General features: G+C 71.6%; 22 protein-coding genes and 1 tRNA gene. 9 read left to right on the forward strand and 14 right to left on the reverse strand.

Translation table 11 applies throughout. The annotated features are described in order from the left end of the window. Positions 1 to 9 precede the first annotated feature (9 nt). A complete protein-coding gene (locus ACWGO0_RS07610; protein ID WP_453529522.1) occupies positions 10 to 1,104 on the forward strand; it encodes an LLM class flavin-dependent oxidoreductase in 1,095 nt (364 codons plus the stop codon). 25 nt (positions 1,105 to 1,129) lie between these two features. On the opposite strand, the gene ACWGO0_RS07615 is transcribed toward ACWGO0_RS07610, so the two are convergent. Next, complete coding sequence (locus tag ACWGO0_RS07615) at positions 1,130 to 2,962, reverse strand: putative bifunctional diguanylate cyclase/phosphodiesterase (protein ID WP_453529525.1); 1,833 nt, start codon at positions 2,960 to 2,962, stop codon at positions 1,130 to 1,132. Positions 2,963 to 3,346: 384 nt separating this feature from the next. Between ACWGO0_RS07615 and ACWGO0_RS07620 the strand changes: the two genes are divergently transcribed. After that, positions 3,347 to 4,588, forward strand: a complete 1,242-nt coding sequence (locus ACWGO0_RS07620) for a M6 family metalloprotease domain-containing protein (protein ID WP_453529695.1) — start codon at positions 3,347 to 3,349, stop codon at positions 4,586 to 4,588. 60 nt (positions 4,589 to 4,648) lie between these two features. Here the strand turns inward: ACWGO0_RS07620 and ACWGO0_RS07625 are convergent. From ACWGO0_RS07625 to ACWGO0_RS07655, 7 genes are all read right to left on the reverse strand, one after another. Further along, positions 4,649 to 4,722, reverse strand: a tRNA-Lys gene (locus tag ACWGO0_RS07625). Continuing rightward, positions 4,713 to 5,402, reverse strand: coding sequence for a hypothetical protein (locus ACWGO0_RS07630; protein WP_453529528.1), 690 nt, complete (start codon positions 5,400 to 5,402; stop codon positions 4,713 to 4,715). Before ACWGO0_RS07630 ends, ACWGO0_RS07625 begins: the two co-directional genes overlap by 10 nt. A 140-nt stretch (positions 5,403 to 5,542) precedes the next feature. Next, positions 5,543 to 5,884, reverse strand: coding sequence for a hypothetical protein (locus tag ACWGO0_RS07635; protein WP_453529531.1), 342 nt, complete (start codon positions 5,882 to 5,884; stop codon positions 5,543 to 5,545). A 399-nt stretch (positions 5,885 to 6,283) separates the two neighbouring features. Continuing rightward, the gene (locus tag ACWGO0_RS07640; RefSeq protein ID WP_453529534.1) at positions 6,284 to 7,627 is read right to left on the reverse strand and encodes an AAA domain-containing protein; all 1,344 of its coding nucleotides are present in this window, start codon (positions 7,625 to 7,627) and stop codon (positions 6,284 to 6,286) included. After that, positions 7,624 to 9,237 (reverse strand): hypothetical protein, encoded by a 1,614-nt coding sequence (locus ACWGO0_RS07645; RefSeq protein ID WP_453529537.1) that lies wholly within the window; start codon positions 9,235 to 9,237, stop codon positions 7,624 to 7,626. Before ACWGO0_RS07645 ends, ACWGO0_RS07640 begins: the two co-directional genes overlap by 4 nt. Continuing rightward, on the reverse strand, positions 9,228 to 10,391 hold the full coding sequence (locus tag ACWGO0_RS07650) for a hypothetical protein (protein WP_453529540.1): 1,164 nt from the start codon (positions 10,389 to 10,391) through the stop codon (positions 9,228 to 9,230). Before ACWGO0_RS07650 ends, ACWGO0_RS07645 begins: the two co-directional genes overlap by 10 nt. Continuing rightward, a complete protein-coding gene (locus tag ACWGO0_RS07655) occupies positions 10,300 to 11,268 on the reverse strand; it encodes a phosphatase PAP2 family protein (RefSeq protein ID WP_453529542.1) in 969 nt (322 codons plus the stop codon). Before ACWGO0_RS07655 ends, ACWGO0_RS07650 begins: the two co-directional genes overlap by 92 nt. A 194-nt stretch (positions 11,269 to 11,462) precedes the next feature. Here ACWGO0_RS07655 and ACWGO0_RS07660 point away from each other — a divergent pair, with 194 nt between their 5' ends. Next, entirely contained in the window at positions 11,463 to 12,059 is a 597-nt protein-coding gene (locus ACWGO0_RS07660; RefSeq protein WP_453529545.1) for a histidine phosphatase family protein, read from the forward strand. Positions 12,060 to 12,078: 19 nt separating this feature from the next. Here the strand turns inward: ACWGO0_RS07660 and ACWGO0_RS07665 are convergent, their stop codons facing one another. Continuing rightward, the gene (locus ACWGO0_RS07665) at positions 12,079 to 13,470 is read right to left on the reverse strand and encodes a tetratricopeptide repeat protein (protein WP_453529547.1); all 1,392 of its coding nucleotides are present in this window, start codon (positions 13,468 to 13,470) and stop codon (positions 12,079 to 12,081) included. Between the two features lie 291 nt (positions 13,471 to 13,761). On the opposite strand from ACWGO0_RS07665, the gene ACWGO0_RS07670 reads away from it, so the two are divergent. Both ACWGO0_RS07670 and ACWGO0_RS07675 read left to right on the forward strand, forming a co-directional pair. Continuing rightward, the gene (locus ACWGO0_RS07670) at positions 13,762 to 14,175 is read left to right on the forward strand and encodes a hypothetical protein (protein WP_453529698.1); all 414 of its coding nucleotides are present in this window, start codon (positions 13,762 to 13,764) and stop codon (positions 14,173 to 14,175) included. Between the two features lie 92 nt (positions 14,176 to 14,267). Next, entirely contained in the window at positions 14,268 to 15,158 is an 891-nt protein-coding gene (locus ACWGO0_RS07675; protein WP_453529550.1) for a spermidine synthase, read from the forward strand. A 3-nt stretch (positions 15,159 to 15,161) separates the two neighbouring features. Here the strand turns inward: ACWGO0_RS07675 and ACWGO0_RS07680 are convergent, their stop codons facing one another. After that, positions 15,162 to 15,680 (reverse strand): hypothetical protein, encoded by a 519-nt coding sequence (locus ACWGO0_RS07680; RefSeq protein ID WP_453529553.1) that lies wholly within the window; start codon positions 15,678 to 15,680, stop codon positions 15,162 to 15,164. 89 nt (positions 15,681 to 15,769) lie between these two features. Between ACWGO0_RS07680 and ACWGO0_RS07685 the strand changes: the two genes are divergently transcribed. From ACWGO0_RS07685 to ACWGO0_RS07695, 3 genes are all read left to right on the forward strand, one after another. Next, positions 15,770 to 16,459 (forward strand): response regulator transcription factor, encoded by a 690-nt coding sequence (locus ACWGO0_RS07685; RefSeq protein ID WP_328910302.1) that lies wholly within the window; start codon positions 15,770 to 15,772, stop codon positions 16,457 to 16,459. Beyond that, a complete protein-coding gene (locus ACWGO0_RS07690; RefSeq protein ID WP_453529556.1) occupies positions 16,456 to 17,907 on the forward strand; it encodes a sensor histidine kinase in 1,452 nt (483 codons plus the stop codon). The genes ACWGO0_RS07685 and ACWGO0_RS07690 overlap by 4 nt, the downstream gene beginning before the upstream one ends. Positions 17,908 to 18,041: 134 nt before the next feature. Further along, positions 18,042 to 19,544, forward strand: coding sequence for a cellulose binding domain-containing protein (locus ACWGO0_RS07695; protein WP_453529559.1), 1,503 nt, complete (start codon positions 18,042 to 18,044; stop codon positions 19,542 to 19,544). Between the two features lie 91 nt (positions 19,545 to 19,635). On the opposite strand, the gene ACWGO0_RS07700 is transcribed toward ACWGO0_RS07695, so the two are convergent. From ACWGO0_RS07700 to ACWGO0_RS07715, 4 genes are all read right to left on the reverse strand, one after another. Continuing rightward, positions 19,636 to 21,045 carry a GH1 family beta-glucosidase gene (locus tag ACWGO0_RS07700; RefSeq protein ID WP_453529562.1) on the reverse strand — a complete coding sequence of 470 codons (1,410 nt, stop codon included), beginning with the start codon at positions 21,043 to 21,045 and terminating at the stop codon, positions 19,636 to 19,638. A 65-nt stretch (positions 21,046 to 21,110) separates the two neighbouring features. Then, positions 21,111 to 22,022, reverse strand: coding sequence for a carbohydrate ABC transporter permease (locus ACWGO0_RS07705; RefSeq protein ID WP_453529565.1), 912 nt, complete (start codon positions 22,020 to 22,022; stop codon positions 21,111 to 21,113). 11 nt (positions 22,023 to 22,033) lie between these two features. Beyond that, positions 22,034 to 23,047: a carbohydrate ABC transporter permease gene (locus ACWGO0_RS07710; protein ID WP_453529568.1), complete on the reverse strand. Its 1,014-nt coding sequence runs from the start codon at positions 23,045 to 23,047 to the stop codon at positions 22,034 to 22,036. Positions 23,048 to 23,053: 6 nt separating this feature from the next. Next, positions 23,054 to 24,418: an ABC transporter substrate-binding protein gene (locus ACWGO0_RS07715; protein ID WP_453529571.1), complete on the reverse strand. Its 1,365-nt coding sequence runs from the start codon at positions 24,416 to 24,418 to the stop codon at positions 23,054 to 23,056. A 248-nt stretch (positions 24,419 to 24,666) separates the two neighbouring features. On the opposite strand from ACWGO0_RS07715, the gene ACWGO0_RS07720 reads away from it, so the two are divergent. Beyond that, complete coding sequence (locus tag ACWGO0_RS07720; RefSeq protein WP_453529574.1) at positions 24,667 to 25,695, forward strand: LacI family DNA-binding transcriptional regulator; 1,029 nt, start codon at positions 24,667 to 24,669, stop codon at positions 25,693 to 25,695. Positions 25,696 to 25,745: the final 50 nt, after the last annotated feature.

The raw sequence follows: 25,745 nt of genomic DNA on the forward strand, positions 1-25,745 counted from the left end.
GGCCGAAACGTGGACGAGATCCGAGGCGACCAGATTCGCGGCACCGCAGGCGGAACGGCCTCCGTGCCGCTGTCCGTACTCGACCTGGTGACCGTGGGACAGGGCCGCACCGCGACCCAGGCGCTGCGCACCAGCGTCGACATCGCCAAGCTCACCGAGCGCCGCGGCTTCCACCGCTTCTGGGTCGCCGAGCACCACTCCATGCCGGGCGTGGCCTCCTCTTCCCCGGCCGTGATCCTCGCCCACCTCGCCGCGCACACCGAGCGCATCCGGCTCGGCTCCGGCGGAGTGATGCTCCCCAACCACGCGCCGCTCGTGATCGCCGAGCAGTTCGGCACGCTGGAGGCCATGGCCCCCGGCCGTATCGACCTGGGCCTGGGGCGCGCACCCGGCACGGACGGTGCGACCGCCGCGGCCCTGCGCCGCAGCGAGCGCCTCAACGAGGGCGCCGACGACTTTCCGCAGCAGCTGGCCGAACTGGTCCGGTTCCTGGACGACGACTTCCCGGACGGCCACCCGTACGCCAGGATCCACGCCGTACCCGGCCCCGTGCAGGCGACCGCGCCCGGCGGCGTGCAGTCGGCGGCCCGCCCGCCGGTCTGGCTGCTGGGCTCCTCCGGCTTCAGCGCCCGGCTGGCCGGTGTCCTCGGTCTGCCCTTCGCCTTCGCGCACCACTTCTCGGCGCAGAACACCGTCCCGGCCCTCGACCTCTACCGGGAGTCGTTCAAGCCGTCCGCGGTGCTGGACGCCCCGTACGCGGTGATCGGTGTCTCGGCACTCGCAGCCGACGAGGAGAGCGAGGCCCGCCGTCAGGTGCTGACCGGCGCGCTGTCGATGGTCCGTCTGCGCACCGGACGCCCGGGGCTGATCCCGAGCCCGGAGGAGGCGGCGGCGTACGCCTTCAGCCCCATGGAGCGCGAGTTCGTCGACAGCTGGCTCTCCAACGTCATCCACGGCACCGCGGACGAGGTGCGTACCGGCCTCGACGACCTGGCCAAGCGCACGGGGGCGGACGAGCTGATGATCACGGCGAACGCACACGGCGGCGAGGCGAGGCTGCGCAGCTACGACCTGATCGCGGACGCGTACGGCCTGCCGTCCTGAACGGCCCCCGAGGACAGGCCCTAGGTCACGCGACCTTCGCCCCGATCAGCTCCGCGATCCGCTCCGGCGCCACCGCCCGTGAGTACAGCCACCCCTGCCCCGTGTCGCAGCCGATCTTCCGCAGCCGCTCCGCCTGGCCCGCCGTCTCCACGCACTCCGCGGTGACGGTGAGGCCCAGCCGGTGGGCCAGCTGCACCATCGCCTCCACGATCGTCTCGTCGGCGGGGCTGGGGTGCGCCCCGTCGTCGTACCGGAAGCCGCGTACGAAGGAGCCGTCCAGCTTCAGTACGGAGACGGGCAGCCGGCTTAGATAGGCGAGGTTGGAGTAGCCGGTGCCGAAGTCGTCGATGGCGATCCGGACACCCATGTCGCTGAGCGCCTGGAGCGCCCGCAGCGGACGGCCGGCGGATCCCATCACCGCGGACTCGGTCAGTTCGAGCTGGAGCAGTCCGGCGTCGAGCCCCGTCTCGGCGAGGATCTCCGCGACATCGGCGACCAGGTCGGAGTCCCAGACCTGGCGTACGGCCACATTGACGCTGATGAACAGCGGCGCCTCGTCCGGATGGTCGAGCTGCCAGCGCCGGGCCTGGCGGCACGCGGTGCGCAGCACCCACCGGCCGAGCTGGACGATCGTGCCGTCCTCCTCGGCGATGGCGACGAACCGATTCGGCGCCAGGAGGCCGAACTGCGGGTGGTTCCACCGCACCAGGGCCTCCACGCCCCGTACGGCTCCGTCGGCCATGCACACCAGCGGCTGGTACTCCAGGGTGAACTCGCCCCGCTCTACGGCGGGCCGGAGCGTGGAGGAGAGCGCCTGCCGGGTCATGCGGTGGGCGTTGCGCTCGGGGTCGAAGAGCGTCCAGCGGGCCTTGCCGTCCTCCTTCGCCCAGTACAGCGTCGTGTCCGCGGCCTGCATCAGACCGGTGGGCGACGTGCCGGCGGAGGCCCGCTCGACCACCCCGATCGACGCCGAGACGGAGAGCCGCTGCCCGGCGAGGTCGAAGGGCTGCTGGAGCGAGAGGAGGACCGCGTTCGCGAGTTCGGTGAGCTGGGCGGTGCCGGTGGAGTCCTCGACCAGGATGGCGAATTCGTCTCCGCCGAGCCGTGCCACGAGATGGCTGCCGGTGCGGTCGGAGCCGTCGCGTTCGGCGCAGTCGGTGAGCCGGCCTGCGACGGCGGCCAGGAGCCGGTCGCCGATGCGGTGCCCCATGGTGTCGTTGACGGCCTTGAAGCCGTCGAGGTCCAGGTAGCAGAGCCCGATCCGGCCGTGCGGGGGCAGCGAGTCGTCCTGGAACGGCGGTGTGTCCAGGGCCGCCGAGAGCCGTTCGAAGAACAGCGTCCGGTTGGGCAGCCGGGTAACCGGGTCGTGCATCTGGAGGTGGCGCAGCCGCTTCTGGAGCTCGCGCCGGTCGCTGATGTCGGCGACCGACAGCAGCACGCCGCCGGTGGCGGACGAGGTGTCCATCGGTACGACGGTGATCTCGGCCCAGAGGGAGCGCCCGTCGGGGTGCTTCAGCTTGCGGGTGCAGCGGAAGCGGGAGCGCCGGCCGTGCAGCACCTCGCGGTAGGCGTGCCAGGTACGGCCGTCGGACGCGAGGTCGACGAGGTCGGCGGCCTGCTGTTCGGCCAGGGCGGCGGTATCGGTGCCGAGCAGCCCGGCCAGGGCGTCGTTCGCGCGGACGATCTGCCCCTCGTGGTCGACGACAGCCATGGCGAGGACGGCGATCTGGAAGGCGGCCCGGTAGTCGCGCAGTTCGGCGGGGCTCGCCCCCGCCGCATGACGCTCCGTGACCGGTGCTCGTACGGTACCGAGGGCTCTGCCTGCCGGGGGCTCCGGCCCTTCGGAGGTTCCGCTCACCGCTTGCTCCCGCTGTGCAGATTGTCGTGAACAGGTGTGGTCGGACAGGCCACCGCGTGGAGTCCCGTGTCAGGGACGGTATCCACGCTGGAAAGCGTGGTGAAGCATAGATGGTGGTGAGTCGGCCGTTCCAGCCTGGCGGCCGATCCCGGCTCTCCGTACCCACTTGGCCTTCGCTCCGGGCTTCAAGCCGGTTTGCCCGTGACTGCTTGTTTCTGTGAGGTTCTGTTATATCGCTTCACCGGATTGATCGATTGTGACTGTCCGTGAAGTGGGACGCGGTCCGCGGTCCACTGACCCGAGTGGGGCAGCCCAACAGGACGTACGGCCCCGTATCGGCACAGGGTGGGTGGGGTGTCCCGTGTTTCCCACCCGGAGGTAGATGTGCCGCGACAGCGCAGACCCGGGGGAGTGGAGAGGCCGAGTCTGCGTGGCGTCGCAGCCGCTCTGACCTCTCTCATGGCGTTCGCCGCCACCTCTCTGGTCGCAGGCCCGGCCGTGGCGACCACACGCGACGCGAGCCCGTGCGCCCTGCCCAGGACGGGGGCGCACCACTCGCTCGGCCTCGACACCTGGAACGGCGCCTACCCGCGGCCCGATCACGGCCTCGACGCGGTCATGATCTTTCTCTCGTTCCCCGACGCCGAGCCCACGGTCACGCCCGCCGTGCTCACCGCCGACTACTTCCCCTCGACCACACGCTTCTTCCAGCGCGCCTCGTACGGGAAGTTCACCCTGCGCCCCCACCCTCAGCAGCAGTGGATCGAGATGCCGCACCCCTCCACCTGGTACGGCATAGAGCGTGACTGGGACCAGGGGCGGCGCAGCGCGTATCTGCGCGACGCGATCGACGTGGCGGACAGGAAGGTCGACTTCTCGGCGTACGACATCGTCTATCTGGTCGCCGACCCGGACGCGCCCGGTGTCGACTCCGACGCCACGAAGGTCGTCAACTTCGACCGGCCGCTGCGGGCCGACGGCAAGGACATCAAGCGCGTCGTCACCGTCTTCGAGCAGCACCCGCCGGACCGCAACGTCCTCGCGCACGAGACCGGGCACGTCTTCGACCTGGCGGACCTCTACCACCGGCCGACGGACGGCAAGGGCGACTGGGACACCTACGTCGGCGACTGGGACGTCATGGGCAGCCAGTTCGGGCTCGCGCCCGAACTGTTCGGCTGGCACAAGTGGAAGCTCGGCTGGCTCGACCACCGTCAGGTCAGATGCGTGCAGGGCAGTGCGAGCCTCACGCTGGAGCCCGTCGCAGCCGTCCCCGCGCCCGGCGGGTCCATCGGGACCCGGCTCGCGGTGATCAGGACGGGCGAGGACAGCGCCCTGGCCATCGAGGCCCGCAGCGCCACCGGTAACGACGATGCGACCTGCACCGAGGGCGTACTGATCTACCGGGTCCGCAACGGGACGGCGTCCGGCGGCGGCCCCGTCGAGGTCCTGGACACCCACCCCGAGTCCGACGCCTGCTGGGACCGGTCGGTCTACCCGCCGCTCGCGGACGCCCCGCTGACCGAGGGCGAGACGTACACCGTGCCCGGCGAGCGCACCAGGATCGAGGTCGCGGGCCGGACGCCGTCCGGTTCCTGGACCGTCAGGATCACGACGGGCACCTAGAGCGCGCCTCGCGCACACGAAGAAGCCCCCTCGCTTCCGCGAGGGGGCTTCCACCGTCTGTGCGCCGTCAGGGACTCGAACCCCGGACCCGCTGATTAAGAGTCAGCTGCTCTAACCAACTGAGCTAACGGCGCCTGGTGACGTCGTAGACATTAGCACCCGGATCCGCAGGAGGAAAAATCGAATACCCGGACGCCGGGGAGGGCTGTGACCTGCCCACCCGTACGCAGGCCCACAGCAGCACGTCGGGGCCCGGGAGCCAGGGGTTACGGGTGTCGGGGGCGACCACCCAGCGGGGCCCTGTGCCCTCGGAGCCGCAGGTCAGGGGCGGGACAGTCACCGCGTCGCCGGTGCCGTGGCAGAGCAGCGGGGGCACGGAGCCCAGATGGCCTCCCGGCTGCCCGGGGCCGCCGGTGCCCCACTCCTCCCAGTCGAGCAGGGAGGGCAGCCGCTGGGCCGTTCCCGGGGCGGCGAACAGGAGCATCCGGCCCCGGTGCGTGGCGACCGGGCCGGAGCCGGGCCCCTCGGACCAGAGCTGCTCCAGCATGCGGCGCCCGAAGAGCGCGGGGACATTCACCACGTCGAAGACGGAGCCGCACGGCAGGACGCCGGGGGAGCCCGGACGGGCCTGCCACTGGGAGAGCGTGCTGCGCGGATACGCCGAGGCGCCGGCGAGCCAGGCGGCACCCGCGGCGGTCACCTGCGCGGTCTGGTTCCGGGGCTGGTCCCGCAGCAGAGCGAAGATGTCGACGTTGCGGTGGGAGGCCCCTGCGGCTGCGGGGAGGGTCGTTTCGTCTTTCAGCCAAGCGCTCATGCAGACAGGTCTACAAGGAGTGACGGTTCCGATTCCGAGAGTTGCCGGAAACGAGGACAGGGTCGGGCGCGGAGGAGTATCTTGCGCGCGGGCATATGCCAGCGGCGGTACCCGGGGCCGGGGCGGAGCCCTTGGCCCGCTCAGGGTCCGGCGTTCTTCAGCAGGGTCCGGCCGAACTCGATCATCTTCTTGGCATAGTCCTCGGTCCACTCCGCACGCTGCGCGACATCGGCCGCCGTCAGCCGGTCGAAGCGGCGCGGATCGGCGAGCTGCGCGGCGGCCACCGCCTGGAATTCGACGGCCCGGTCGGCCGCGGCCCGGAAGGCGTGCGTCAGCTCCGTCGCACGGGCCAGCAGCTCCTTCGGATCCTCCATCGCGTCGAGGTCGAAGAAGCGCTCCGGGTCGGCTGCCGCTTCCGACGGCTCGAAGAGCAGCGGTGCGGGACGCAGCCGCTGCCGCTCGTTCCGCTCGGGTTGTGCCATGAGATGTGCCTCCTTCGGGCGGCCCGGTGGCCACCCTCCATTGTCCAACCCGGCGCAAGAGGGGGTGGCCCGCGGTGTTCGCTCCCCCCGGTCAAGGCCGCCAGCGCACCCGGTGTTCCGCGAGGTGGGCCAGGACCGAGTGATTCGCGTCCCACCCGTCCGGGGCTGTTTCCTTTGGCCGCCTCCGGCGGCGTGCCGGACTCCGTCCGGCGTCGGAGGTCGTCCACCGCGTCCGCTCCACCGTGTCAAGGCCGCCAGTGCACCCGGTGTTCCGCGAGGTGGGCCAGGACCGAGTGATTCGCGTCCCACCCGTCCGGGGCTGTTTCCTTTGGCCGCCTCCGGCGGCGTGCCGGACTCCGTCCGGCGTCGGGGGTCGTCCACCGCGTCCGCTCCACCGTGTCAAGGCCGCCAGCGCACCCGGTGTTCCGCGAGGTGGGCCAGGACCGAGTGATTCGCGTCCCACCCGTCCGGGAATTTGACCGTGACGCCGAGCTGGACCGGTTCCGTCGACGGGTGTTCGTCCAGCAGGTCCGCGACGCCCTCCCGGCACACCACGATGCAGGCGTGGCGGTGGCGGGATGCCAGGACGCACAGGCGGCCCGTCTCCAGGTGGAAGGCCGTCGCGTCCGGGCGGCCCGACAGGGGGTGCAGTACCACCGTCACGTCGAACTCGCGGCCCTGCAGCCGGTTCGCCGTGTCCACGGCCACGCCCGTGACACCCAGCTCCGCCAGCGCCGCCCGGACCGCCGCGGCCTGGTCGCGGTGGGCCGTGCCGACCGCCACCCGGTCCGCCGTCACCGGGACCGGGTCCGGGGAGCGCTCGCTCGTCGCGGCGCCGCCCCGGTCCAGCAGCCTGCGGACGGTCAGGGCCACCGCGCGGACCGCCTCCGGGTCCGTACGCGGAGTGTGTCTGGCCGGGAGCTCCAGCAGGCCCCAGCCGGACTCCGCGGCCTCGTCCAGCACCCGGTCGGGACCCGAACCGTCCGACGGGACACCGAACGCGAGGCGCCGCTCCCCGTGGTCCGTACCGCTGCGGAACGGTGTGTACGGGTAGAACGCGTCCGAGACGAGCGGCGCCGCGGACGCCGGCAGCCGCCAGGAGACGGGAAGCCGGTGCTGCGGCAGCTCCGGGTTGTGGGCGAGCAGCGTGGTGACCGCGCTCGCCGACGGGTCGTACGACAGCCCCGCCCACTGGTCGGCGCCGACGATCGAGAAGGGGTCCAACTGGCCCGGGTCGCCCACGAACAGCGCCCGCTCGAAGAGCCCCGCGACGGCCAGCAGCGCGTCAGAACGCATCTGGTACGCCTCGTCGACGATCGCGTGCCCCCACGGCTCCACGTTCTTCACGTGGGCCCATTTCGCGGCCGTCGAGATGACGATGTCGAGACCGGCGAGATCCGCCGCCTTCGCCGACTTCCGTACGTTGTCCAGGCCGTCGAGCACCGTGTCGTACGGATCGGAGTCGTTGCTGTGCAGGCGGCCCACCGGCAGACCGGGTGCCTTCTCGGCCAGCCGGACGACCAGATCGTCGACCTGCGCGTTCGTCTGCGCGATCACCATCAACGGGCGTCCCGCTGAGGCCAGTTCGAGGGCGGCGCGCACCACCAGGGTCGACTTGCCGGCGCCCGGCGGCGAGTCCACCACGACGCCGCGCGAGGTGCCGCGCAGGGTGTCGTCGAGGATCGCGTCGGTCGCCCGCGTCGCCGCGGCGCCCGGGTCGAACGTGGCCTTCTCCGAGGTCACAGCAGGTCCTCCGCGGTCACGGGGTCGGGCTGTTCGGCCCGCTCGGCGGCGGCGCCGGGCGGGCCGCCGTGGGTCCAGGGGGTCTCCTCGGGGTCCGGCAGCTTCGGACCGCCGCGAGGGTCGTGCTCGAACAGGGTCCACACGGTCCGGTCGCCCGGCTCGGGGACCGAACCCGGTGCGGGTTCCTTGCTCCGCCCCATCCGGTCGGTGATCCGCAGCACCAGGAGGCGGCCGTTCTCCTCGGACGGCCCTTCCGCTTCCCGCACGAACTCCGCGGTCTGCGGTTTTCCGTCCAGCGAGCGGTACACCTTGGTCCGCTCACCGAGATGCGGGTGCTCGTCCGTGCGGACCGTGACCAGGGGGCGCGGCGAGGGGCGCTTCGACTCGCTGTACGCCATCACCACCTCCGTCACCTCCCCGACGAACGCCTCACCCGACAGCCTGCGCCCCGCGAGCACCAGCGGATCGTCCAGCGCCTCCTGCGCGTCGAGCTGGGCCTGGGCCGCCTCCCGGGAGGCGAGCTTCTGCGCGGCCGTCACCGCGTCGTCCCGGCGGGGCTGCGGGGGCTCCCCGGCCCGCACCCGGTCCCGGTGGCCCGTGAACGACCAGCGGTCCCGGGTCCAGCGGTCCTCGGCCCTGGCCCCCTCGGGCAGTTCGTGCAGCAGGTCGAGCCCCCGCCACACCGCGTCCCAGGTGGGCAGCATGACCTTCGCCAGCAAGGATCTGATCTCCCGCTCGGCGCGCGTCAGTTCGGCCAGGCGGGCGTCCGCGGCGAGCCCGTCCTCCGCCGCCGCGAGCGCTGTGCGCGCCCGGTCGTACGCCTCGATCGCGGGCGCCAGCAGCCGGTTGTCGAACGCGGGGTCCGTCGCCGGTCCGGCCGGCGGGCAGAGCAACTGGCCCTCCCGGTCCCGCTCCAGCTCCGCACGCAGGGCCGCGTCGGCCCCCGAGCTGCCCTCCGGCGGGGCGATCCAGGACAGCAGCGCCCCCAGATGCTGGTCCTCCAGGCTGCTCTGTCCGGTCGCCCAGTGCCGGTTGAGGAGATCGGTCGTGGCCAGCAGCAGGGAGGAGCCCGGCACCCTGGCCCGCTCCGCGTAGTGCGTCAGCCAGCGGCCCAGCACGGGCACCCGCGCGGGCGCCGGATACGGGGTCTCCGGGTCGTCCTCCGCGGTCCGCCGGAAGCGCATGGAACGGCCCAGGAGGCGTACGAAGTCGATGCCTGCCCGGCTCGGCACGATCAACTGGGCGGCGTCCGTGCACAGTTCGACCTCGACCTTGACCTTCTTGCCGGTCTCGGGATCGGTCTCGTTGCGCTCGGCCGGCTCGACCACGTCGGCGTACGACTCGATGTGAGGCAGCACCGCCTCGGCCAGCTCGGCGAGGAACGCGAAGCGCAGATCGCGGTCGCGCGGCTGGGCCACGGCGAGCAGCCGGGGCGAGTCACGGTCCGTACCCACCAGCGCCCCGAGCGGAGCACCCGCCTCACCGGCGGTGGTGAGCGGCACCAGGACGAGCGGCCGGGCGCTGAGATGGCGGTGGCGGACGGTGGCCATGGGCTGCGCCCGCCCGCTCTCCACCGCCTCCAGCCGCGCCAGTGTGGTGATCAGTGACATACGGCGTGACCCTCCAGCGCTTCCGCGCGCAGGGCAGCGGCACGGCGCAGCGCGGCCACCGTCGGATCGGCCGGGTCGCCCTCCTTGCCCGCCGCCGCGGCCAGCACCGCGCCGACCGTAGTGAGACCGCCGAGCTCGCCGCGGACGCTGCGGCCCAGGGCCTCCACCGCCCCCCTGGCACGGGATTTCTCCCGGCAGTGGAAGGCCAGTTCGCACGCCGCCAGACACTCAGGGGCGTAGGCCGCGCCGACCGCGTCGACGGCCTGGCCGAGCTCCTGCGGGGTGCACCCCGGGTCGAAGGTGGTGCCGTCGGGCAGGGTGGCGGCGATGTCCTCGATACGGGTCAGTCTGGTCAGCTGGCGGCGCGTGACGGCCCGCTGCTTGCGGACGTCGACGACCGAGGCGGCCGGCAGGTTGGAGAAGTCCTTCGGGCAGACCAGCAGCACCCGGTGCCCGACCTCGGCGCCCTCGGTCATCTCGGCGATCCGCTCCAGGGCCAGGACGTAGACCGCGGACTGGCGGGCCGCGGCGCCGACCTTGGCCGCGTCGGCCGAACTGTCGATCATGGGGAACGACTTGATCTCGACCACCGTCCAGGTGCCGTCGGGGTGCACCACCACGGCGTCCGGCTCCAGATAGGCGGGCGAGCCCGCGACCTCAAGGGCCAGCATCGGATGGTCGAGCAGCGCCCAGCCACCCGCCGCCGTCGCCTCCCGCAGGGCCAGCGCCGTCCTGGCCGCACGGCCCTCGGGCCCGGCGGCCGTCAGATCAGGCACGTTCACCTCACGCGGTGCCTCGCAGCCGCCGCCGAGGCGCTCGTACAGCAGGCGCAGCAGCTCCGTGCCGCCGTCGGCCTTCACCTTCGCCTCGAACGCGTTGCCCCGCATGAACGCGAACTGCGACTGGCCGAAGGCGGCGGGGGAGCCGAGCGCCGTGGCCAGGACGGCCTTGTTCACCCCCGCGGCGTCCAGCAGGGCGCGCCGCTTGCAGCCGGGGTTCGCGGCGAGGGCGGCCAGCGCGCGTGCGTCCAGCGGGTGCGGTGCGACGGACGGGCCGCGCAGCTCAGCGAGCCGCTGCCGCAGCGTCGTCGGCTGCCGGTGCGCCCTTGTCGGTGGAATCTGCGGAGGAGGTCCGCTGGCCGGGGATTCGCTCACCCGCGGAAGTCTTGCATCCGGCACTGACATCCGGGGACTTACCGGCGTTCACGGCCGTGCTCGCGGGCGTGCTCGTGGGCGTGGTCGCGGCCGTGCTCACCGGGGCGGGTCCGGCCTGGAACCGGTCCTTCACACGGTCGGCGAGACGCATGACCGGCTTCGCGAGAAGCGCTCCGGCCGCCATCACGGCGACGCCCGCCACGGCGTCGAGGAAGTAGTGGTTGGCGGTGCCCATCACCACGAGCGTGGTCAGCAGCGGGTAGGCGATGCCCAGGGCGCGTACGAGGGGATGGCGGCCGTGCCGCCACAGCAGGACCCCGCACCACACCGACCAGCCGACGTGCAGGCTCGGCATCGCCGCGTACTGGTTGGTCATCCCGCCGAGGCCGCGCGGTGCGCTCGCCTCGGTGCCCCACCAGCCGTACGAGCTGTACTGGGCCATCGTGTCGACGAAGCCGTGCGTGGCGTCGAGCAGCCGGGGCGGGCAGGTCGGCATCAGGGTGAAGCCGATCAGCCCGAGGAGGGTGGACGTCATGAGCCAGGTGCGGGCCGCCCGGTAGGCGGCCTTCCGGCGCCGGAACATCCATATGAGGACGGCCGGGGTGACGAGGTAGTGCAGCGAGGCGTACGCGAAGTCGGCGGGTATCCCGAGCGCCGGGTTCGCGGTCAGCAGGCGGTTCAGGGGGTGCTCGGCGTTCAGGGAGAGGGCCTGTTCCAGCCGGAGTATGGCGAGCCCGTGGTCGACGGCGGTCGACACGTCACCGCGTACCAGCAGCCGTCCCGCCGAGTACAGCGCGTACACCACCGCTATCAGTGGCAGCTCGGTCCACCATCGGGGACGGTGGCCGGGTGCGGGCGCGGCGGTGGCGTGCTGCATCCGGTAGCTCTCCCCATGTTCATGCTGCCGACGAATGGCGTTCAACCGTACGGCGGTCGTCGGCCGGGGCTCCCCCGGGGTCCCGGTCCGCGCTGGAAGGGACGCCGCTACGGCCCCGGAGGTTGCCTCCCGGGCACGTGAGAGATGATTGGGCTCAGTCAGATCGTGAGATCTCAGTTCCAGGGAGAGCCTTCATGGCACCGCGCATCCTGCTCGCCCGGCACGGCCAGACCCAGTGGTCGGTGCAGGGCAATCACACCGGCAGGACGGACATTCCGCTGCTGGACACCGGCCGCGAGGGCGCCAAGCTGCTCGGTGAGCGCCTGCGCCGCGAGCCGTGGGCGGGCCTGCCGGGGGTCGAGGTCAGGACCAGCCCGCTCGTCCGGGCGTCGGAGACCTGCGAGATCGCCGGGTTCGGGGAGCGGGCGCAGCCGTGGGACGCGCTGATGGAGTGGGACTACGGGGCGTACGAGGGGCTGACGCCGGCCCAGATCAAGGCGGACCGGCCGGACTGGCTGATCTGGCGTGACGGGGTGCCGGACGGCGAGACGACGGCCCAGGTGTCCGCCCGTGCGGACGAGATCGTGGACTGGGCGCGGTCGGCGGACCGCGATGTCCTGGTCTTCGCCCATGGCCACATCCTGCGGGCGCTGGGGGCGCGGTGGCTGGGGGAGGACGTGTCGTTCGGGGCGCGCATCCGGCTCGATCCGACGTCGCTGTCGGTGCTGGGCTGGGCGTACGGCCTGCCCGCCGTGGAACGCTGGAACGACACGGGACACCTCGACAGGTAGGCCCTGCCGGGGCGGGCGCTCACGCTCGTTGTGGTCCCGTCACCGCCGCGCCCGCCTCGCCGTACCGGTCCACGAAATCCGTGACCGCCGATGAGGCGGTCTGCGCCCGCAGCACCCGCACCGCGCTCGCCAGCATCCCGCGGATGCGGGAGGACTGGACCTGGTCCAGCAGGTCCAGCACCGCGTGGCCCGCGGCCGCCGCCTCGTCCGCGATCCCCGCGCGTGCCAGATCACCGGTCAACTGCGCCCGGTACAGCGCCAGGTTCCGCGTGAAGTGCGGGTCCTGGAGCCGCGTCGCCCGCCGTGCGTGCCGCGCCGCCCGCGGCCAGTCGCCCAGCGCCGACCAGCACTGGGCCTGGAGCATCTCCATCTCCGCCTCGCGGAAGAACGTCATCCACTCCGGATCACCGGCGGACGCCCCCCGCCCGAACGCGGCGTGCGCCCGGCCGATCGCCTGGTCGCACCCGGTGCGGTCACCGAGACCCGCCCGGCCCCCCGCCTCCCGCAGGGCCAGCAGCGCGAGCAGCCGTGACGAGCCGAGCGACCGGGCGACCCGCTGACCGGCCTCCGCCGCGCGCACCGCCTCGCGCGGCCGTCCCGTATCCCTGGCCAGGAACGACGCGTTGCAGAAGGCGTGGGCCTCCAGCGCCGCGTCCCCCGCCAGCCGCGCCGTCGCCAGCGCCTCCGCGTAATGGGAACGGGCGTCCTCGAAGCGGCCCGAGTCATGGGCCAGCCAGCCCACCGAGATGGCCAGCTCACCCGCGCCCGCGTGCAGCCGGTCCGCGGTGGCGCGGCGCGTGGTCGTCCCCGCGTCGAGCAGGGCGTACGCGGCCCGGAGCGGCTGCGAGGCCCGCCGGTAGAGGCCGTCGGCCCCGTGCCGGTCGTCCAGCAGCCGGATCTGCCGTACCGCCTTCTCGACGGCGTCGACTTCGGCCTCGCCCACGCGACGCTGCGTGGGCAGCCTGGTCAGGGCGGCAGCGGCGGACGCGCCGCCGAGGCCCAGGGTCGCGGCGGCCACCGTGGTGGTGCCGCTGGTCATGAACATGCGACGCAGCACGTCGCTCTCCTCGTCGGTGTCGCTGTGGAGCGTAGGGGGCGGTGGAGTGGCGCGGTGCGCCGGAGCGTCCGCACCTGAGGTGCGCGCCCCCCGGCCGCGCACGGTCTCGCGGGCCGAGAAGCCCAGGTCCGCCAGGCCCGCCCCGGGGAACATGTGGAGGAAGACCCGTTCGTACGCGTAGTTGGGGCAGCGGATCTCGCCCGACTCCACGCGCCCGATGTACCGGGCGTCGCAGGCGACCTGTTCACCGATCTCCCGCGCAGCGCGGCGGACCGCCGCCGCGAACTCCCCCGCGGAGCGCTGTCCGCGCAGCCGGCGGAAAACGAGGTTGGGAACTGGGCTTGTCGACACCATGGCTGGGCCCTCTCTGGTGCAGCCGGGCGCTTGTTCCGTTGTCCCGGCGGAGCAAGAACGTACCTGCTGTGACGGGACGCACACAGAGTGTTTGCGTACAAAGCGGATATCTCACCCGTGATCCGCCATGAACTGCCATCCTTTGCGGCGGCGTGGTGCCGTAGCCCTTGACGCCGTGGACCCGTTGGTCCATGTGGAGACGGAGTCTGGCTCCGTTCGGCGATGAGAGGAGGGGTTCCCTTGCTTCAGCTCGGCACGGAGACCGGCTCACGGACGACCGCGGCGCACCCCATGACCGCACCACCCGCCGCACCCGCACCCGCACCCCAGCACGTGCAGGCCCCCGCCCCTGCGGGCGAACCGTGCGACCTGGTCACGGTCCCGGCCCGGCAGGGCCTGGAGGCCGTCGACATCCTGCGCCGCGGCGCAGACCAGGAGGCCGTGGGTCCGGTCCTCCACGACGGCGCCTGCGCCACCCTCGGATTCCTGGTGCCGCCGGGCACGGCCGACGCCTGGGACGTACCCGGCAGCGCCTGTACGCGTACGAACGGCCGAGGGTTCCGCATCCCAGCCGAGCCCCCCGTCTCCGGCAGCGGCTGGCTGCTGCCGCCCGCCGCTGACGCCCCGGTCACCGACCCGGCCGTACTCAGGGAGGCCCTCGACCAGGCGGCCCGGCTGATCGAGGCGGCCGACAACTGCCAGTGAGCCCATAATGGCCGGACGGCCGGATTCTCCCGCCGCAGCCGGTGGAGCAGTGGCGTACCGGCCCCGGAACGTATGAGCAAGGGCGAGCAGGCGTGGCACATCGAGGAGCGTCGGCAGGGGGCGCGAGCGACCGGAAGCGGTCCGACCGCAAACGGGAGCCCCTCGTCGCGGAGGTGGACGGCGGTCGCGCCGAGCTGGTGCCCGACCGCGAGCGGCCACGCGGCTGGACGCTGCTGCTGGACGACGCCCCGCAGTCGCACGTGGACCTCGACGATCCCACGTATCTGTCCTTCGAGTACCAGCGCAGGATCGGTCACATGATCGATCTCGCCGCGCCCGCACAGCAGCCCCTCCAGGTGGTGCACCTGGGCGGCGGGGCCTTCACCCTCGCCCGCTATGTCGCCGCGACCCGCCCCCGCTCCACCCAGCAGATCGTCGAGGTCGACGCCGCGCTCGTCCAACTGGTGCGCCGGGAGCTGCCGTTGGACCCGCAGGCCCGGATACGCGTCCGCTCCACCGATGCCCGCGCCGGACTCGGCAAGATCCAGGACGGCTGGGCGGACCTCGTCATCGCGGACGTCTTCAGCGGAGCCCGTACCCCCGCGCACCTCACCTCGGCCGAATTCCTCGCCGAGGTGCGCCGCGTCCTGAAACCCGGCGGACAGTACGTCGCCAACCTCGCCGACGGGCCGCCGCTGACCCATCTCCGCGGCCAGATCGCCACCGCCGCCACGCTCTTCCCCGAGCTGGCGCTCGCCGCCGACCCGACCGTCTGGCGGGGCAAACGCTTCGGCAACGCGGTGCTGCTCGCCTCGGACGTGCCGCTCGCCGTCGCCGAACTCACGCGCCGCGTCGCGACCGACCCGCATCCCGGCCGGGTGGAACACGGGCGGGCGCTCGCTGACTTCACCGGGGGCGCCGCCGCCGTGACGGACGAAGGCGCCAAGGCGTCCCCCGCGCCGCCGCCCTCCGCGTTCACCTAGGCATTACTGCTCGACGATCTGCACCTGCGGCGGATGGTCGTTCCAGGTGCAGAACAGGGAGTACGTCGCCCCGGCCTCGTCGCTGAAGTCGACCCTGATCCAGGTCGTGTTCGTCCACACCCGCATCGACCAGCCGGTCTCCGGCGTCGCCGACACCAGCTTCGCCGAGCTGCTCCCCAGCTCGAACACGGCCCGCCCACCGTCCGTGCGGTAGCTCTTCACCTTGCCCGAAGGGGCCGGGGACCGTGAGGGCGCCGGGCTCCTCGACGGCGTGGGGGAGGCCGGAGGCTCGGTGCTGGGGGTGGCCGTGGGCGAGGTGGGGGACGGTGCGGGGCGGTGCGTCGACGAGGCCACCGGTTCCTGCGTGGCCTGTTCCGTACGAGCCCCCACGGAGAGCGGCACCGCGAGCGGCGGGTCGTAGGCGGTCCCCGCCATCACCGTGTGCACACCCCACCACGACAACGTGACCGCCGCCCCGGTGGCGAGCGACCACGCGATCGCGTGTACGAGTCCTCGTTGCATCCGGGACATCCTGCACCACCCGGGCCTCCGCTGTCCCGGAGGGGACCGGACAGGACCCCGGCGCCGGTGAATGGCGTACGGTGCCGCCCATGGCAAGAGTGCTCGTGGTCGAGGACGACCAGTTCGTACGTTCCGCCCTCATCCGGCACCTGAGCGAGGCGTCCCACACCGTGCGGAGCGTCGGCACCGCGCTCGAAGCGCTGCGCGAGGTCGCGCACTTCGGCTTCGACGTGGTGATCCTCGACCTCGGACTCCCCGACCTCGACGGCGCCGAGGCGCTGAAAATGCTCCGGTCCATCACCGACGTACCCGTGATCATCGCGACGGCGCGGGACGACGAGGCCGAGATCGTGCGGCTCCTCAACGACGGCGCCGACGACTATCTGACCAAGCCGTTCTCGGTGGAACACCTCTCGGCGCGGATGGCCGCCGTACTGCGCCGTTCGCGGGCGGCCGGCGGCGAGGCGCCGCCGCCGCGCGTCATACAGGTCGGCGGGCTCTCCATAGACCCGCTGCGCCGCCAGGCCGAACTGGACGGGGCCACGCTCGATCTGACCCGCCGCGAATTCGACCTCCTGACCTTTCTCGCAGGCCGCCCAGGCGTCGTCGTCGCCCGCAGGGAACTGCTCGCGGAGGTCTGGCAGCAGTCCTACGGCGACGACCAGACCATCGACGTCCATCTGTCGTGGCTGCGCCGCAAACTGGGCGAGACCGCCGCCCGGCCGCGCTATCTGCACACCCTGCGCGGTGTCGGCGTGAAGCTGGAGCCGCCCGCATGAGATGGGCCCTCGTCAAGGTCTGTCTGGCCGTCACGGCCATGGTCGTCATCGCCTTCGCCGTACCGCTCGGACTCGTCATCAAGGAAATGGCCCGCGACCGGGCCTTCTCCGACGCCGAGCGGCAGGCGGCCACCATCGCGCCCACCCTGTCGATCACCACCGACCGCAAGGAACTGACCCGGGCCGTCCTGACCACCGAACCGGGCAACGAGGGGCGCCTCGCCGTCCATGTCCCCGCCGCCGAGGAACCCGACAGGCAGGCGCTTGAGATCGGCACCCGGCGGGCCGGTGTCAAGGACCTGGAGACCGTACGGGAGTCGGGGCGCGCCGCCATCGCCGAGGTCACCGGCGGTTCCGTGCTGCTCCAGCCGACGGCGCTGGGCTCCGGGGACATCGCCGTGGTCGAGGTGTTCGTGCCCGAGGGCGAGGTCTCCAACGGCGTCGCCACCGCCTGGCTCGTGCTGGCGGGTGTCGGCATCGCGCTGATCGTCGGCTCGGTCGCGGTAGCCGACCGGCTCGGCGTACGCATGGTGGAGCCCGCGCAGCGGCTCGCGGGAGCCGCCCAGGACCTGGGGGAGGGCAGGCTCGGTACGCGGGTCCCCGAGGAGGGGCCGACCGAACTGCGCTCGGCCGCCGTCGCGTTCAACTCGATGGCCGACCAGGTGGTCCAGCTGCTGGCCAACGAACGCGAACTCGCCGCCGACCTCTCGCACCGGCTGCGCACCCCGCTCACCGTGCTCCGCCTCAACGCGGCCTCGCTGGGCGAGGGTCCGGCGGCCGAGCAGACCCGGGCCGCCGTCGAGCAGCTGGAGCACGAGGTCGACACGATCATCCGCACCGCACGCGAGCAGCGCCCCCAGACGCAGGGCCCGCAGCCGGGCGCGGCTCCCGGCTGCGACGCGTCGGAGGTGATCCGGGAGCGGATGGGGTTCTGGTCGGCGCTCGCCGAGGACGAGGGGCGCACGGTGCGTCTCGCGGGAGTGGACCGTACGGTACGGATCCCGGTCGCCAGGCCCGAACTGGCGGCAGCGCTCGACGCGTTGCTCGGAAACGTCTTCCGGCACACCCCGGAGGGCACCGCGTTCTCCGTCGATGTGCACCACAGCGGTGACGCCGTCATCGTGCTGGTGTCCGACGCCGGACCCGGTATCGCCGACCCCCGCGCGGCGCTGACCCGCGGCTCCAGCGGACGGGCCGGAGCGGCGGGCGCGGTGGGCTCGACCGGGCTCGGGCTCGACATCGTGCGCAGGGTCGCGGAGTCCACCGGCGGCGATCTGCGGATCGGTCGGTCGGTGCTGGGCGGCACGGAGGTACGGATCTGGATCGGGCTCGACGGCGGCCGGACCGAGCGGGGCAGGCGCGGACACCGGGTGGGGCGGCAGCGACGCGGAGTGCTGCGTCGGAGCACAGGGTTCCGGGGCGGCTCCGGGGCGGGCACCCATCATTAACCGCCGCCCATGCGCCCCTTAAGCCAACCCTAAGAACATCAACTCCGGTCCCAAGAGTCTCATTTGTCGCATTCGATGCCGCTAGCGTTCTGCCGCGATCCCCCACACCCCCGTAGGACAGAGGCAGACACGCGATGGGCACCAGCACGCACCGCCGCACGGCGAGCACCCGGACCAAGGCCGTCGGCGCCGTCGTAGCCGCGGCAGTGATCGGTGGAACGGTCTTCGCACTGACCGGCACCGCTCAGGCCGCCGCGATCGGCGCGACGTACACCAAGACCAGCGACTGGACCGGTGGGTACACCGGTCAGTACGTCGTCACGAACGACACCGACCGGGCCCAGTCGGACTGGACGCTCGAATTCGACCTGCCCGAAGGCACGAAGATCGGCTCCCTGTGGAACGCCGAGCACACGGTCAGCGGCAACCACGTCACCGTGAAGCCCGCGAGCTGGGACACGGAGCTGGCACCCGGCAAGTCCGTCACCGTCGGCTTCGTCACCACCTCGGCCGGCACCGCCGCCGACCCCACCGGCTGCCTCATCAATGACGCCACGTGCTCGGCCGACACGGGCGCGACGCCGCAGCCCAGTGGACGCCCGACCGAGACGGCGACCCCCGCGCCGAAGCCCACCCCCACGGTCTCCGAAACCCCGACGGCGACCGCGACACCGAGCGCGACGGCGACCACGCCGCCGAGCCCGACCCCCTCGGAGACCAGCGGAGGCGGCGGCGGAACCACTGCATCCGCCGGCTTCGCCCCGTACATCGACACCTCGCTCTACCCCTCGTACGACCTCCTGGACACCGTCACCAAGACCGGTGTGAAGGAGTTCAACCTCGCCTTCATCACCTCCGGCGGCAGCTGCACCCCGCTCTGGGGCGGTGTCACCGGCCTCGGCGACGACAAGGTCGCCTCCCAGATCGGCGCGCTGCGGGCCAAGGGCGGTGACGTCCGCGTCTCCTTCGGCGGAGCGGCCGGTGCCGAACTGGCGCTGCACTGCTCGACCGCCGCCGACCTCGCCGCCGCCTACGGCAAGGTCATCGACACGTACGACCTGACCAAGGTCGACTTCGACATCGAGGGCGGCGCGCTGCCCGACACCGCGGCCAACTCCCGCCGCTCCCAGGCCATCGCGCAGCTCCAGAAGTCGCACCCCGGCCTGGACGTCTCCTTCACCCTGCCCGTGATGCCCGAAGGACTGACGCAGCCGGGTGTCGACCTGATCGCCGACGCGAAGAAGAACGGCGTCCGGGTCGACGCGGTCAACGTCATGGCGATGGACTACGGACCCGCGTACAGCGACGACATGGGCACGTACGCCATCCAGGCCGCGACCGCCACGCAGGCCCAGATCAAGGGTGTGCTCGGGCTCTCCGACACCGCCGCGTGGAAGGCCGTCGCGGTCACCCCGATGATCGGCGTCAACGATGTCGTCACCGAGATCTTCAAGGTCGACGACGCCACTCAGCTGGTGAAGTTCGCCCAGGAGAAGGGCATCGGCCGGCTGGCGATGTGGTCCGGTACGCGGGACAAGGCGTGCCCGGGCGGGGCGCAGCCGGTGGCGGACGCCAGCTGCAGTTCCATCGCCCAGGAGCCGCTGGCCTTCACGAAGGCGTTCGGCGCGTACAAGTAGTCCCTCCAGACCGCCACCCCCCCTCCGCGCGCCCCGGCCGGGCCCCACTTCCCCCCACACCCGGCCGGGGTGCGCGCCCCATGTGGGCCTCTCAGCCCGTCGGCGGCTTCGGGATCGCTCCCGACCTCGCCAGCTCGCCGTACCAGTGGGCGCTGGCCTTCGGAGTGCGCGTCTGGGTGGGGTAGTCCACGTGCACGATGCCGAAGCGCTTGCCGTAGCCGTACGCCCACTCGAAGTTGTCCATCAGCGACCAGAGGAAGTAGCCGCGCACATCGGCCCCGTCCGCGATCGCCCGATGGACCGCCGACAGATGCCCGTGCAGATAGCGGATGCGCTCCAGGTCCCGCACCACACCGTCGTCGCCCGCCTTGTCGGGGTACGCCGCGCCGTTCTCCGTGACCATCAGAGGCATTCCCGGCGCCTCCTTCGTGTAGCGCATCAGCAGGTCGTGCAGCCCCGAGGGGTCGATCGACCAGCCCATCTCGGTCAGTTCGCCGGGCGGCTGGTGGAAGGCGACATGCTCCGAACCCGGCCACGGCGAGTGGTCGCTCGACCCGTGCCCGTCCCGGCGAGGGCCCTCCGCGTCACTGCCGTCGGAGACGACCGCGGGCGTGTAGTAGTTGATGCCCAGCGAGTCCAGCGGCTGGTTGATCGCCGCGAGGTCGCCCGGCTCCACGAACGACCAGTCCGTCAGCCGTGCCGTGTCCGCGAACAGGTCCTGCGGGTAGGAACCCTTGAGCACCGGATCCGAGAAGATCCGGTTCGCCAGCGCGTCGATCCGGCGCTTGGCGTCCAGGTCGCGCGGCGACTGCGTCCGCGCCCGCACCGCACTCGGGTTGATGCTGAGCGAGACCTGCGCACGGGCGGGCAGCGCCGCACGCAGTGCCTGCGTGCCCAGGCCGTGCGCCAGATTCAGGTGGTGGGCGGCGCGCAGCGCGGCGACGGGTTCCGTACGTCCCGGGGCGTGCACCCCGGAGCCGTACCCGAGGAACGCGCTGCACCAGGGCTCGTTGAGCGTCGTCCACAGTTCCACCCGGTCACCGAGCGCCTCCGCGACGATGCCCGCGTAGTCGGCGAAGCGGTGGGCGGTCTCCCGCGCCGTCCAGCCGCCGGCGTTCTCCAGCTCCTGGGGGAGGTCCCAGTGGTAGAGCGTGAGCATCGGCTTCACGCCCCGCTCCAGGAGCTCGTCGGCCAGGAGACGGTAGAAGTCCAGGCCCCGCTGGACCGCCGGGCCGCGCCCGGTGGGCTGCACCCGGGACCAGGAGACGGAGAAGCGGTACGCGTTCACCCCGAGGTCCGCGATCAGTTGCACGTCCTCGGTGCGGCGGTGGTAGTGGTCGACCGCGACGTCGGCGTGGTCGCCGCCCTCCGTCTTGCCCGGTGTGTGACTGAAGGTGTCCCAGATGGAGGGGGTACGGCCGTCCTCCCGTACCGCGCCCTCGATCTGATGGGCGGAGGTCGCGGTGCCCCAGAGAAAGCCGGGCGGAAAGTGTGCGGACATGGAAGAGCCTCCGTGAGAGTCCTGAGAGTCTGAGAGTCCTGTGAAGGAGATGGGAGCGCGGGGGATCAGCCCTTGACGGCGCCCTGCATGATGCCGCCGACGATCTGCTTGCCGAAGAGCACGAAGACGGCCAGCAGGGGCAGCGTGCCGAGCAGCGCGCCCGCCATGATCACCGACTGGTCGGGGATGTAACCGCGGCCGAGCCCGGTCAGCGCCACCTGCACGGTGGGACTGCCGTTCTGGGTCAGCGCGATGATCGGCCAGAAGAAGTCGTTCCACGCCATGACGAACGTGAGCATCCCCAGCACCGCCATCGCGGGCCGCGCCGCAGGGAAGACCACGTGCCACACGATGCGCAGACTGCTCGCCCCGTCGACCCGGGCCGCCTCGATCAGTTCGGTGGGCAGCGCCCCGATCAGGTACTGCCGCATGAAGAACACCCCGAAGGCGCTCACCAGCGTCGGCAGGATGACCGCCTGGAGCTGATCGGTCCACTGGAGCTTGGCGACCATCATGTACAGCGGTACGACGCTGAGCTGCGGCGGCACCATCATCGTGCCGATGACCAGCAGCAGCAGGATGTTCTTGAAGCGGAAGCGGAGCTTGGCGAACGCGAAGCCCGCCAGCGTGGAGAAGACGACCGTGCCGATGGTGATGGAACCGGCCACGATCGCCGTGTTCAGCAGGGCCGACCCCATGTTGGCGTCGGTCCAGGCGATCTCCAGGTTCTTGAAGAGATTGCCGCCGAACCAGAACGGCGGCGGATTCTGCGCCAGCCGGTGGTTGTTGCGGGACGCCGCGATCGCCGTCCACACCAGGGGGAAGAGCGAGATCACCGTGAAGACGATCAGCACCGCGTAGGTGATCTTGCCGCCGTGCAGGTGCTTGCCGGCGCGTTTCCCGCCGCGCCGCCGCTTCCGCGTGCCCGAGGGCGCCTTCGGCGGGCTCACCGGCTCTGCCGGAGTCAGGGTTGTCATCGTGTCGCCCCTCATGAGCTCTTGCGCAGACGACGGCCGACCAGCCAGTTGACGGCGCCGATCAGCAGAAGGATCAGGAACATCGTCCAGGCGATGGCCGAGGCCCGGCCGAGGTGGAGATTGACCCAGCCCTGCTCGTACAGATAGAGACCGAGCGTCTGGAACTGGTGGTCGGCCCCGCCGGTGGCACCCGCGCCCCGGCTGAACAGGAGCGGCTCACCGAAGAGCTGGGTCGCGCCTATCGTCGACACCACACAGGTGAAGAGGATCGTCGGCCGCAGCGACGGGATCGTCACATGGACGAACTGCTGCCAGCGCGTGGCACCGTCCAGCGCCGCCGACTCGTAGAGATCGTTGGGGATCGCCTGCATCGCCGCCAGATAGATCAGCGCGTTGTAGCCGGTCCACCGCCAGACGACGATCGTCGACACGGCGAGCTGCGAGGTCCACTCGCCGTTCTCCCAGTCCACCGGACCGAAACCGACCTGACCCAGCGCCCAGTTGATCATCCCGATGTCACGGCCGAACAGCATGACGAACACGAGCGTCGCCGCGGCCACACTCGTCGCGTACGGAGTGAGGATCGCGACCCGGAAGAACATCGAGCCGCGCAGCTTGTAGTTGAGCAGATGCGCGATGCCGAGGGCGATCAGCAGCTGCGGGACCGTGGAGATGACCCCGATGGTCAGGGTGTTGCGCAACGCGTTCCAGAAGAACTCGTCCTCCATGAGCCTGGAGAAGTTGCGCAGCCCGATCCATTCCATGTCGTTCGGGGCGGTCAGCTCTACCTGGTGCAGCGAGGCCCAGCCCGTGTAGAGCAGCGGGAACAGCCCGAAGGCCAGGAAGAAGACGAAGAACGGCGCCACGAAGGCGTACGGACTCCACTTCAGGTCCCACCGGTACAGCCGGCTGCGCCTCTTGCCGCGCGCGGTATCCGGGGAGCCGCTGCCGTCCACGCGGCGCGGGGCCGCGCCCCCCTCGGGGAGGGGCGCGGCCGTGCGGGACTTACTTGTCGTTCCGCTCACCGGAGGTCACTTCTCCAGGGCGTTGTCGATCGCCTTCACCGCGGCGTTCCAGCCGTCCTTGGACGAGACGCCCTTCTGGTCGACCTGGAGCATGCCGACATCGGCCAGGTTCTGGGCGATGATCAGGTCCTTCGGGCCGACGACGGCCACCGGGATGTTCTTGGCGGCGTCGGAGAAGATCGTGCCGATCGGGGCGTCGTTGAAGTACGGGTCGGTGGCGCCGGAGACCTCGGGCAGTGTGAACGCGGCCTGCGCGCTCGGGAAGCTGCCCCGCTTGGCGAAGAAGGTCGCCTGCTGCTCGGGGGCGGTCAGCCAGGCGACGAGCTTGGCGGCCTCCTCCTTGTTCTTACCGGCCTCGGGCACGGTCAGGAAGGCGCCGCCCCAGTTGCTGGCCTTGGGCGCGGCTGCCACGTCCCACTTGCCCTCGGTCTTGTCGGCGCCCTTGTCCTTGATGTAGCCGAGCATCCACGGCGGGCAGGACATGGTGGCGAAGGTGCCGTTCACGATGGCCTGGTCCCATGAGGGCTGGAACTGCTGGAGCTTGGCCGTCAGGCCGAGGTCGGCCGCCTTGGCGGCGACGTCCCAGGCTTCCTTGACCGCCGGGCTGGTCTTGTAGATGACCTCCCCGTCCTTGTCGTAGAAGCGCTCGGAGGAGCCGCCCTGAACGGCGTTCATCAGACCGGAGGCCGAGTCGACGAACGCGGTGCCCTTGGGTGCCTTCGCCTTGTACGTCTCGCCCGCGTCGAGGAACTTCTGCCAGTCACCGGCCCACAGCTTGCCGACTTCCTCGCGGTCGGTGGGAAGCCCGGCCTTCTCGAAGAGGTCCTTGCGGTAGCAGACGCCCTGGGGGCCGATGTCCGTACCGAGCGCGACGGTCTTGTCGCTCTGGTCCGTGCCCTGGGACCACTTCCACTCCAGGAAGTTCTCCTTCTTCACCCCGGCGGTCTTGCCCAGGTCCACCAGCTTGGCGGACTGCGTCTGGGCGATCTCGGCGATGTTGTTGACCTCGATCGCCTGGATGTCGGCGAGGCCGCTGCCCGATGCGAGGTGCGTGAGCAGCTGCGGGTAGTAGTTCTCGTTCCGCTCGATCGAGGTCTGCTCGATGTTGATCTCGGGGTGGAGCTTCATGTACGCGTCGTACAGCCCCGCCTCCTTGAGACCGAAGGCACCGAAGACCCCGACGGTGATCGTCGTCTTGCCCTTGCCGTTGCCGCCCGATGACGGGCTCGACCCGGGGTCACCGGAATCCTCGGCGCAGCCGGCCAGAAGTCCGGCACCGAGCGCGGCGACGGCCGCGACGACCACGGCGCGGCGGAACGCACGGCGCGGCGGTGGTGCGGTCGTACCCCGGGTGAAGACAGAAGTGCGCATTGCGGCCTCCTTGTGCCCCGTGCGTGCCCTCCCCGGCCCAACTGCGCGAACGCGTCCGTACGTTGTTTCGCGCTGTGGTCCAGGTGAGGGGCGTGCGGGATATGTATGAGTCAGGTACGGTGGGAGCGCTCCCATACGTGATGTGTTGAAGGGTTGCGGCTCGCTGGGAGGGTGTCAAGGGACCGGACGGCGAGACTTGTTTCAGTTATCTCCTTGTGAGAAATTTTCGACGACTGGGAGGGGCAGCCATGACTGTTCGTGGAAGGCAGGGGCGGCGGCCCACACTGGAGGAGGTCGCGGCCAAGGCGGGAGTCGGCCGTGGGACGGTCTCCCGCGTGATCAACGGCTCACCGCGCGTGAGCGATGCGACCCGGGCCACGGTCGAGGCGGCGGTCAGCGAACTGGGTTACGTGCCCAACCGTGCCGCCCGCGCGCTGGCGGGCAACCGCACGGACGCCATCGCCCTCGTGGTGCCGGAGCCCGAGACCCGCTTCTTCGCCGAGCCGTACTTCTCCGACATCGTGCGCGGGGTCGGCGCGGCCCTCGCCGACACCGAGATGCAGCTGCTGCTCACCCTCGCGGGCAACGACCGCGAGCGCCGCAGCCTGGCCCAGTATCTGACCGCGCACCGCGTGGACGGCGTCCTGCTGGTCTCCGTACACGCCGACGACCCCCTGCCCGACCTGCTGGAACAGCTGGGGATGCCCTGTGTGATCAGCGGTCGCAGGCACGCCGCCGAACCGCTGGCGTCGGTCGACTCCGACAACTTCGAGGGCGCCCGTACGGCCGTCGGCCATCTGATATCCCGTGGCCGGCGCTCGATCGCCACGATCACCGGCCGCCTCGACGTGTACGGAGCGCAGCGCCGCCTCGACGGCTACCGCGAGGCCGTCGCCGCGGCGGGCCTGGCCCCCGACGAGCGTCTGATCGCCCCCGCCGACTTCACCGAGGAGGGCGGCGCCCGCGCCATGCGGGAGCTTCTCGCCCGCTGCCCCGACCTCGACGCGGTCTTCGCGGCGTCCGACGTGATGGCGGCGGGCGCCCGCCAGGTCCTGCGCGAGGCCGGCCGCCGTATCCCGGACGACATAGCCATGATCGGCTTCGACGACTCGGCGGTCGCCCGCCACATGGACCCGCCGCTCACGAGCGTCAGGCAGCCCACCGAGGAGATGGGCCGCACCATGACCCGCGTCCTGCTCCAGGAGATCGCGGCCCCCTCCGAGGACCGCCCGAGGATCGTGCTGCCCACCGAGCTGGTCGTACGGGACTCGTCCTGACCTGACACCGGCAGGGTGTCGGCACAACGAGAAGGGCCCCGGTCCGAAGA

The sequence above is a fragment of the Streptomyces sp. NPDC055749 genome, from assembly GCF_053617235.1.

Excerpts from the sequence above, each read along its gene's own strand:
- ACWGO0_RS07715 (WP_453529571.1), bottom strand. The coding sequence starts at position 24,418 with ATGCGCACTTCTGTCTTCACCCGGGGTACGACCGCACCACCGCCGCGC.
- ACWGO0_RS07645 (WP_453529537.1), bottom strand. The coding sequence starts at position 9,237 with ATGTCACTGATCACCACACTGGCGCGGCTGGAGGCGGTGGAGAGCGGG.
- ACWGO0_RS07680 (WP_453529553.1), bottom strand. The coding sequence starts at position 15,680 with ATGCAACGAGGACTCGTACACGCGATCGCGTGGTCGCTCGCCACCGGG.
- ACWGO0_RS07705 (WP_453529565.1), bottom strand. The coding sequence starts at position 22,022 with ATGACAACCCTGACTCCGGCAGAGCCGGTGAGCCCGCCGAAGGCGCCC.
- ACWGO0_RS07660 (WP_453529545.1), top strand. The coding sequence starts at position 11,463 with ATGGCACCGCGCATCCTGCTCGCCCGGCACGGCCAGACCCAGTGGTCG.
- ACWGO0_RS07670 (WP_453529698.1), top strand. The coding sequence starts at position 13,762 with ATGACCGCACCACCCGCCGCACCCGCACCCGCACCCCAGCACGTGCAG.
- ACWGO0_RS07690 (WP_453529556.1), top strand. The coding sequence starts at position 16,456 with ATGAGATGGGCCCTCGTCAAGGTCTGTCTGGCCGTCACGGCCATGGTC.
- ACWGO0_RS07685 (WP_328910302.1), top strand. The coding sequence starts at position 15,770 with ATGGCAAGAGTGCTCGTGGTCGAGGACGACCAGTTCGTACGTTCCGCC.
- ACWGO0_RS07635 (WP_453529531.1), bottom strand. The coding sequence starts at position 5,884 with ATGGCACAACCCGAGCGGAACGAGCGGCAGCGGCTGCGTCCCGCACCG.
- ACWGO0_RS07720 (WP_453529574.1), top strand. The coding sequence starts at position 24,667 with ATGACTGTTCGTGGAAGGCAGGGGCGGCGGCCCACACTGGAGGAGGTC.
- ACWGO0_RS07655 (WP_453529542.1), bottom strand. The coding sequence starts at position 11,268 with ATGCAGCACGCCACCGCCGCGCCCGCACCCGGCCACCGTCCCCGATGG.
- ACWGO0_RS07665 (WP_453529547.1), bottom strand. The coding sequence starts at position 13,470 with ATGGTGTCGACAAGCCCAGTTCCCAACCTCGTTTTCCGCCGGCTGCGC.
- ACWGO0_RS07695 (WP_453529559.1), top strand. The coding sequence starts at position 18,042 with ATGGGCACCAGCACGCACCGCCGCACGGCGAGCACCCGGACCAAGGCC.
- ACWGO0_RS07700 (WP_453529562.1), bottom strand. The coding sequence starts at position 21,045 with ATGTCCGCACACTTTCCGCCCGGCTTTCTCTGGGGCACCGCGACCTCC.
- ACWGO0_RS07630 (WP_453529528.1), bottom strand. The coding sequence starts at position 5,402 with ATGAGCGCTTGGCTGAAAGACGAAACGACCCTCCCCGCAGCCGCAGGG.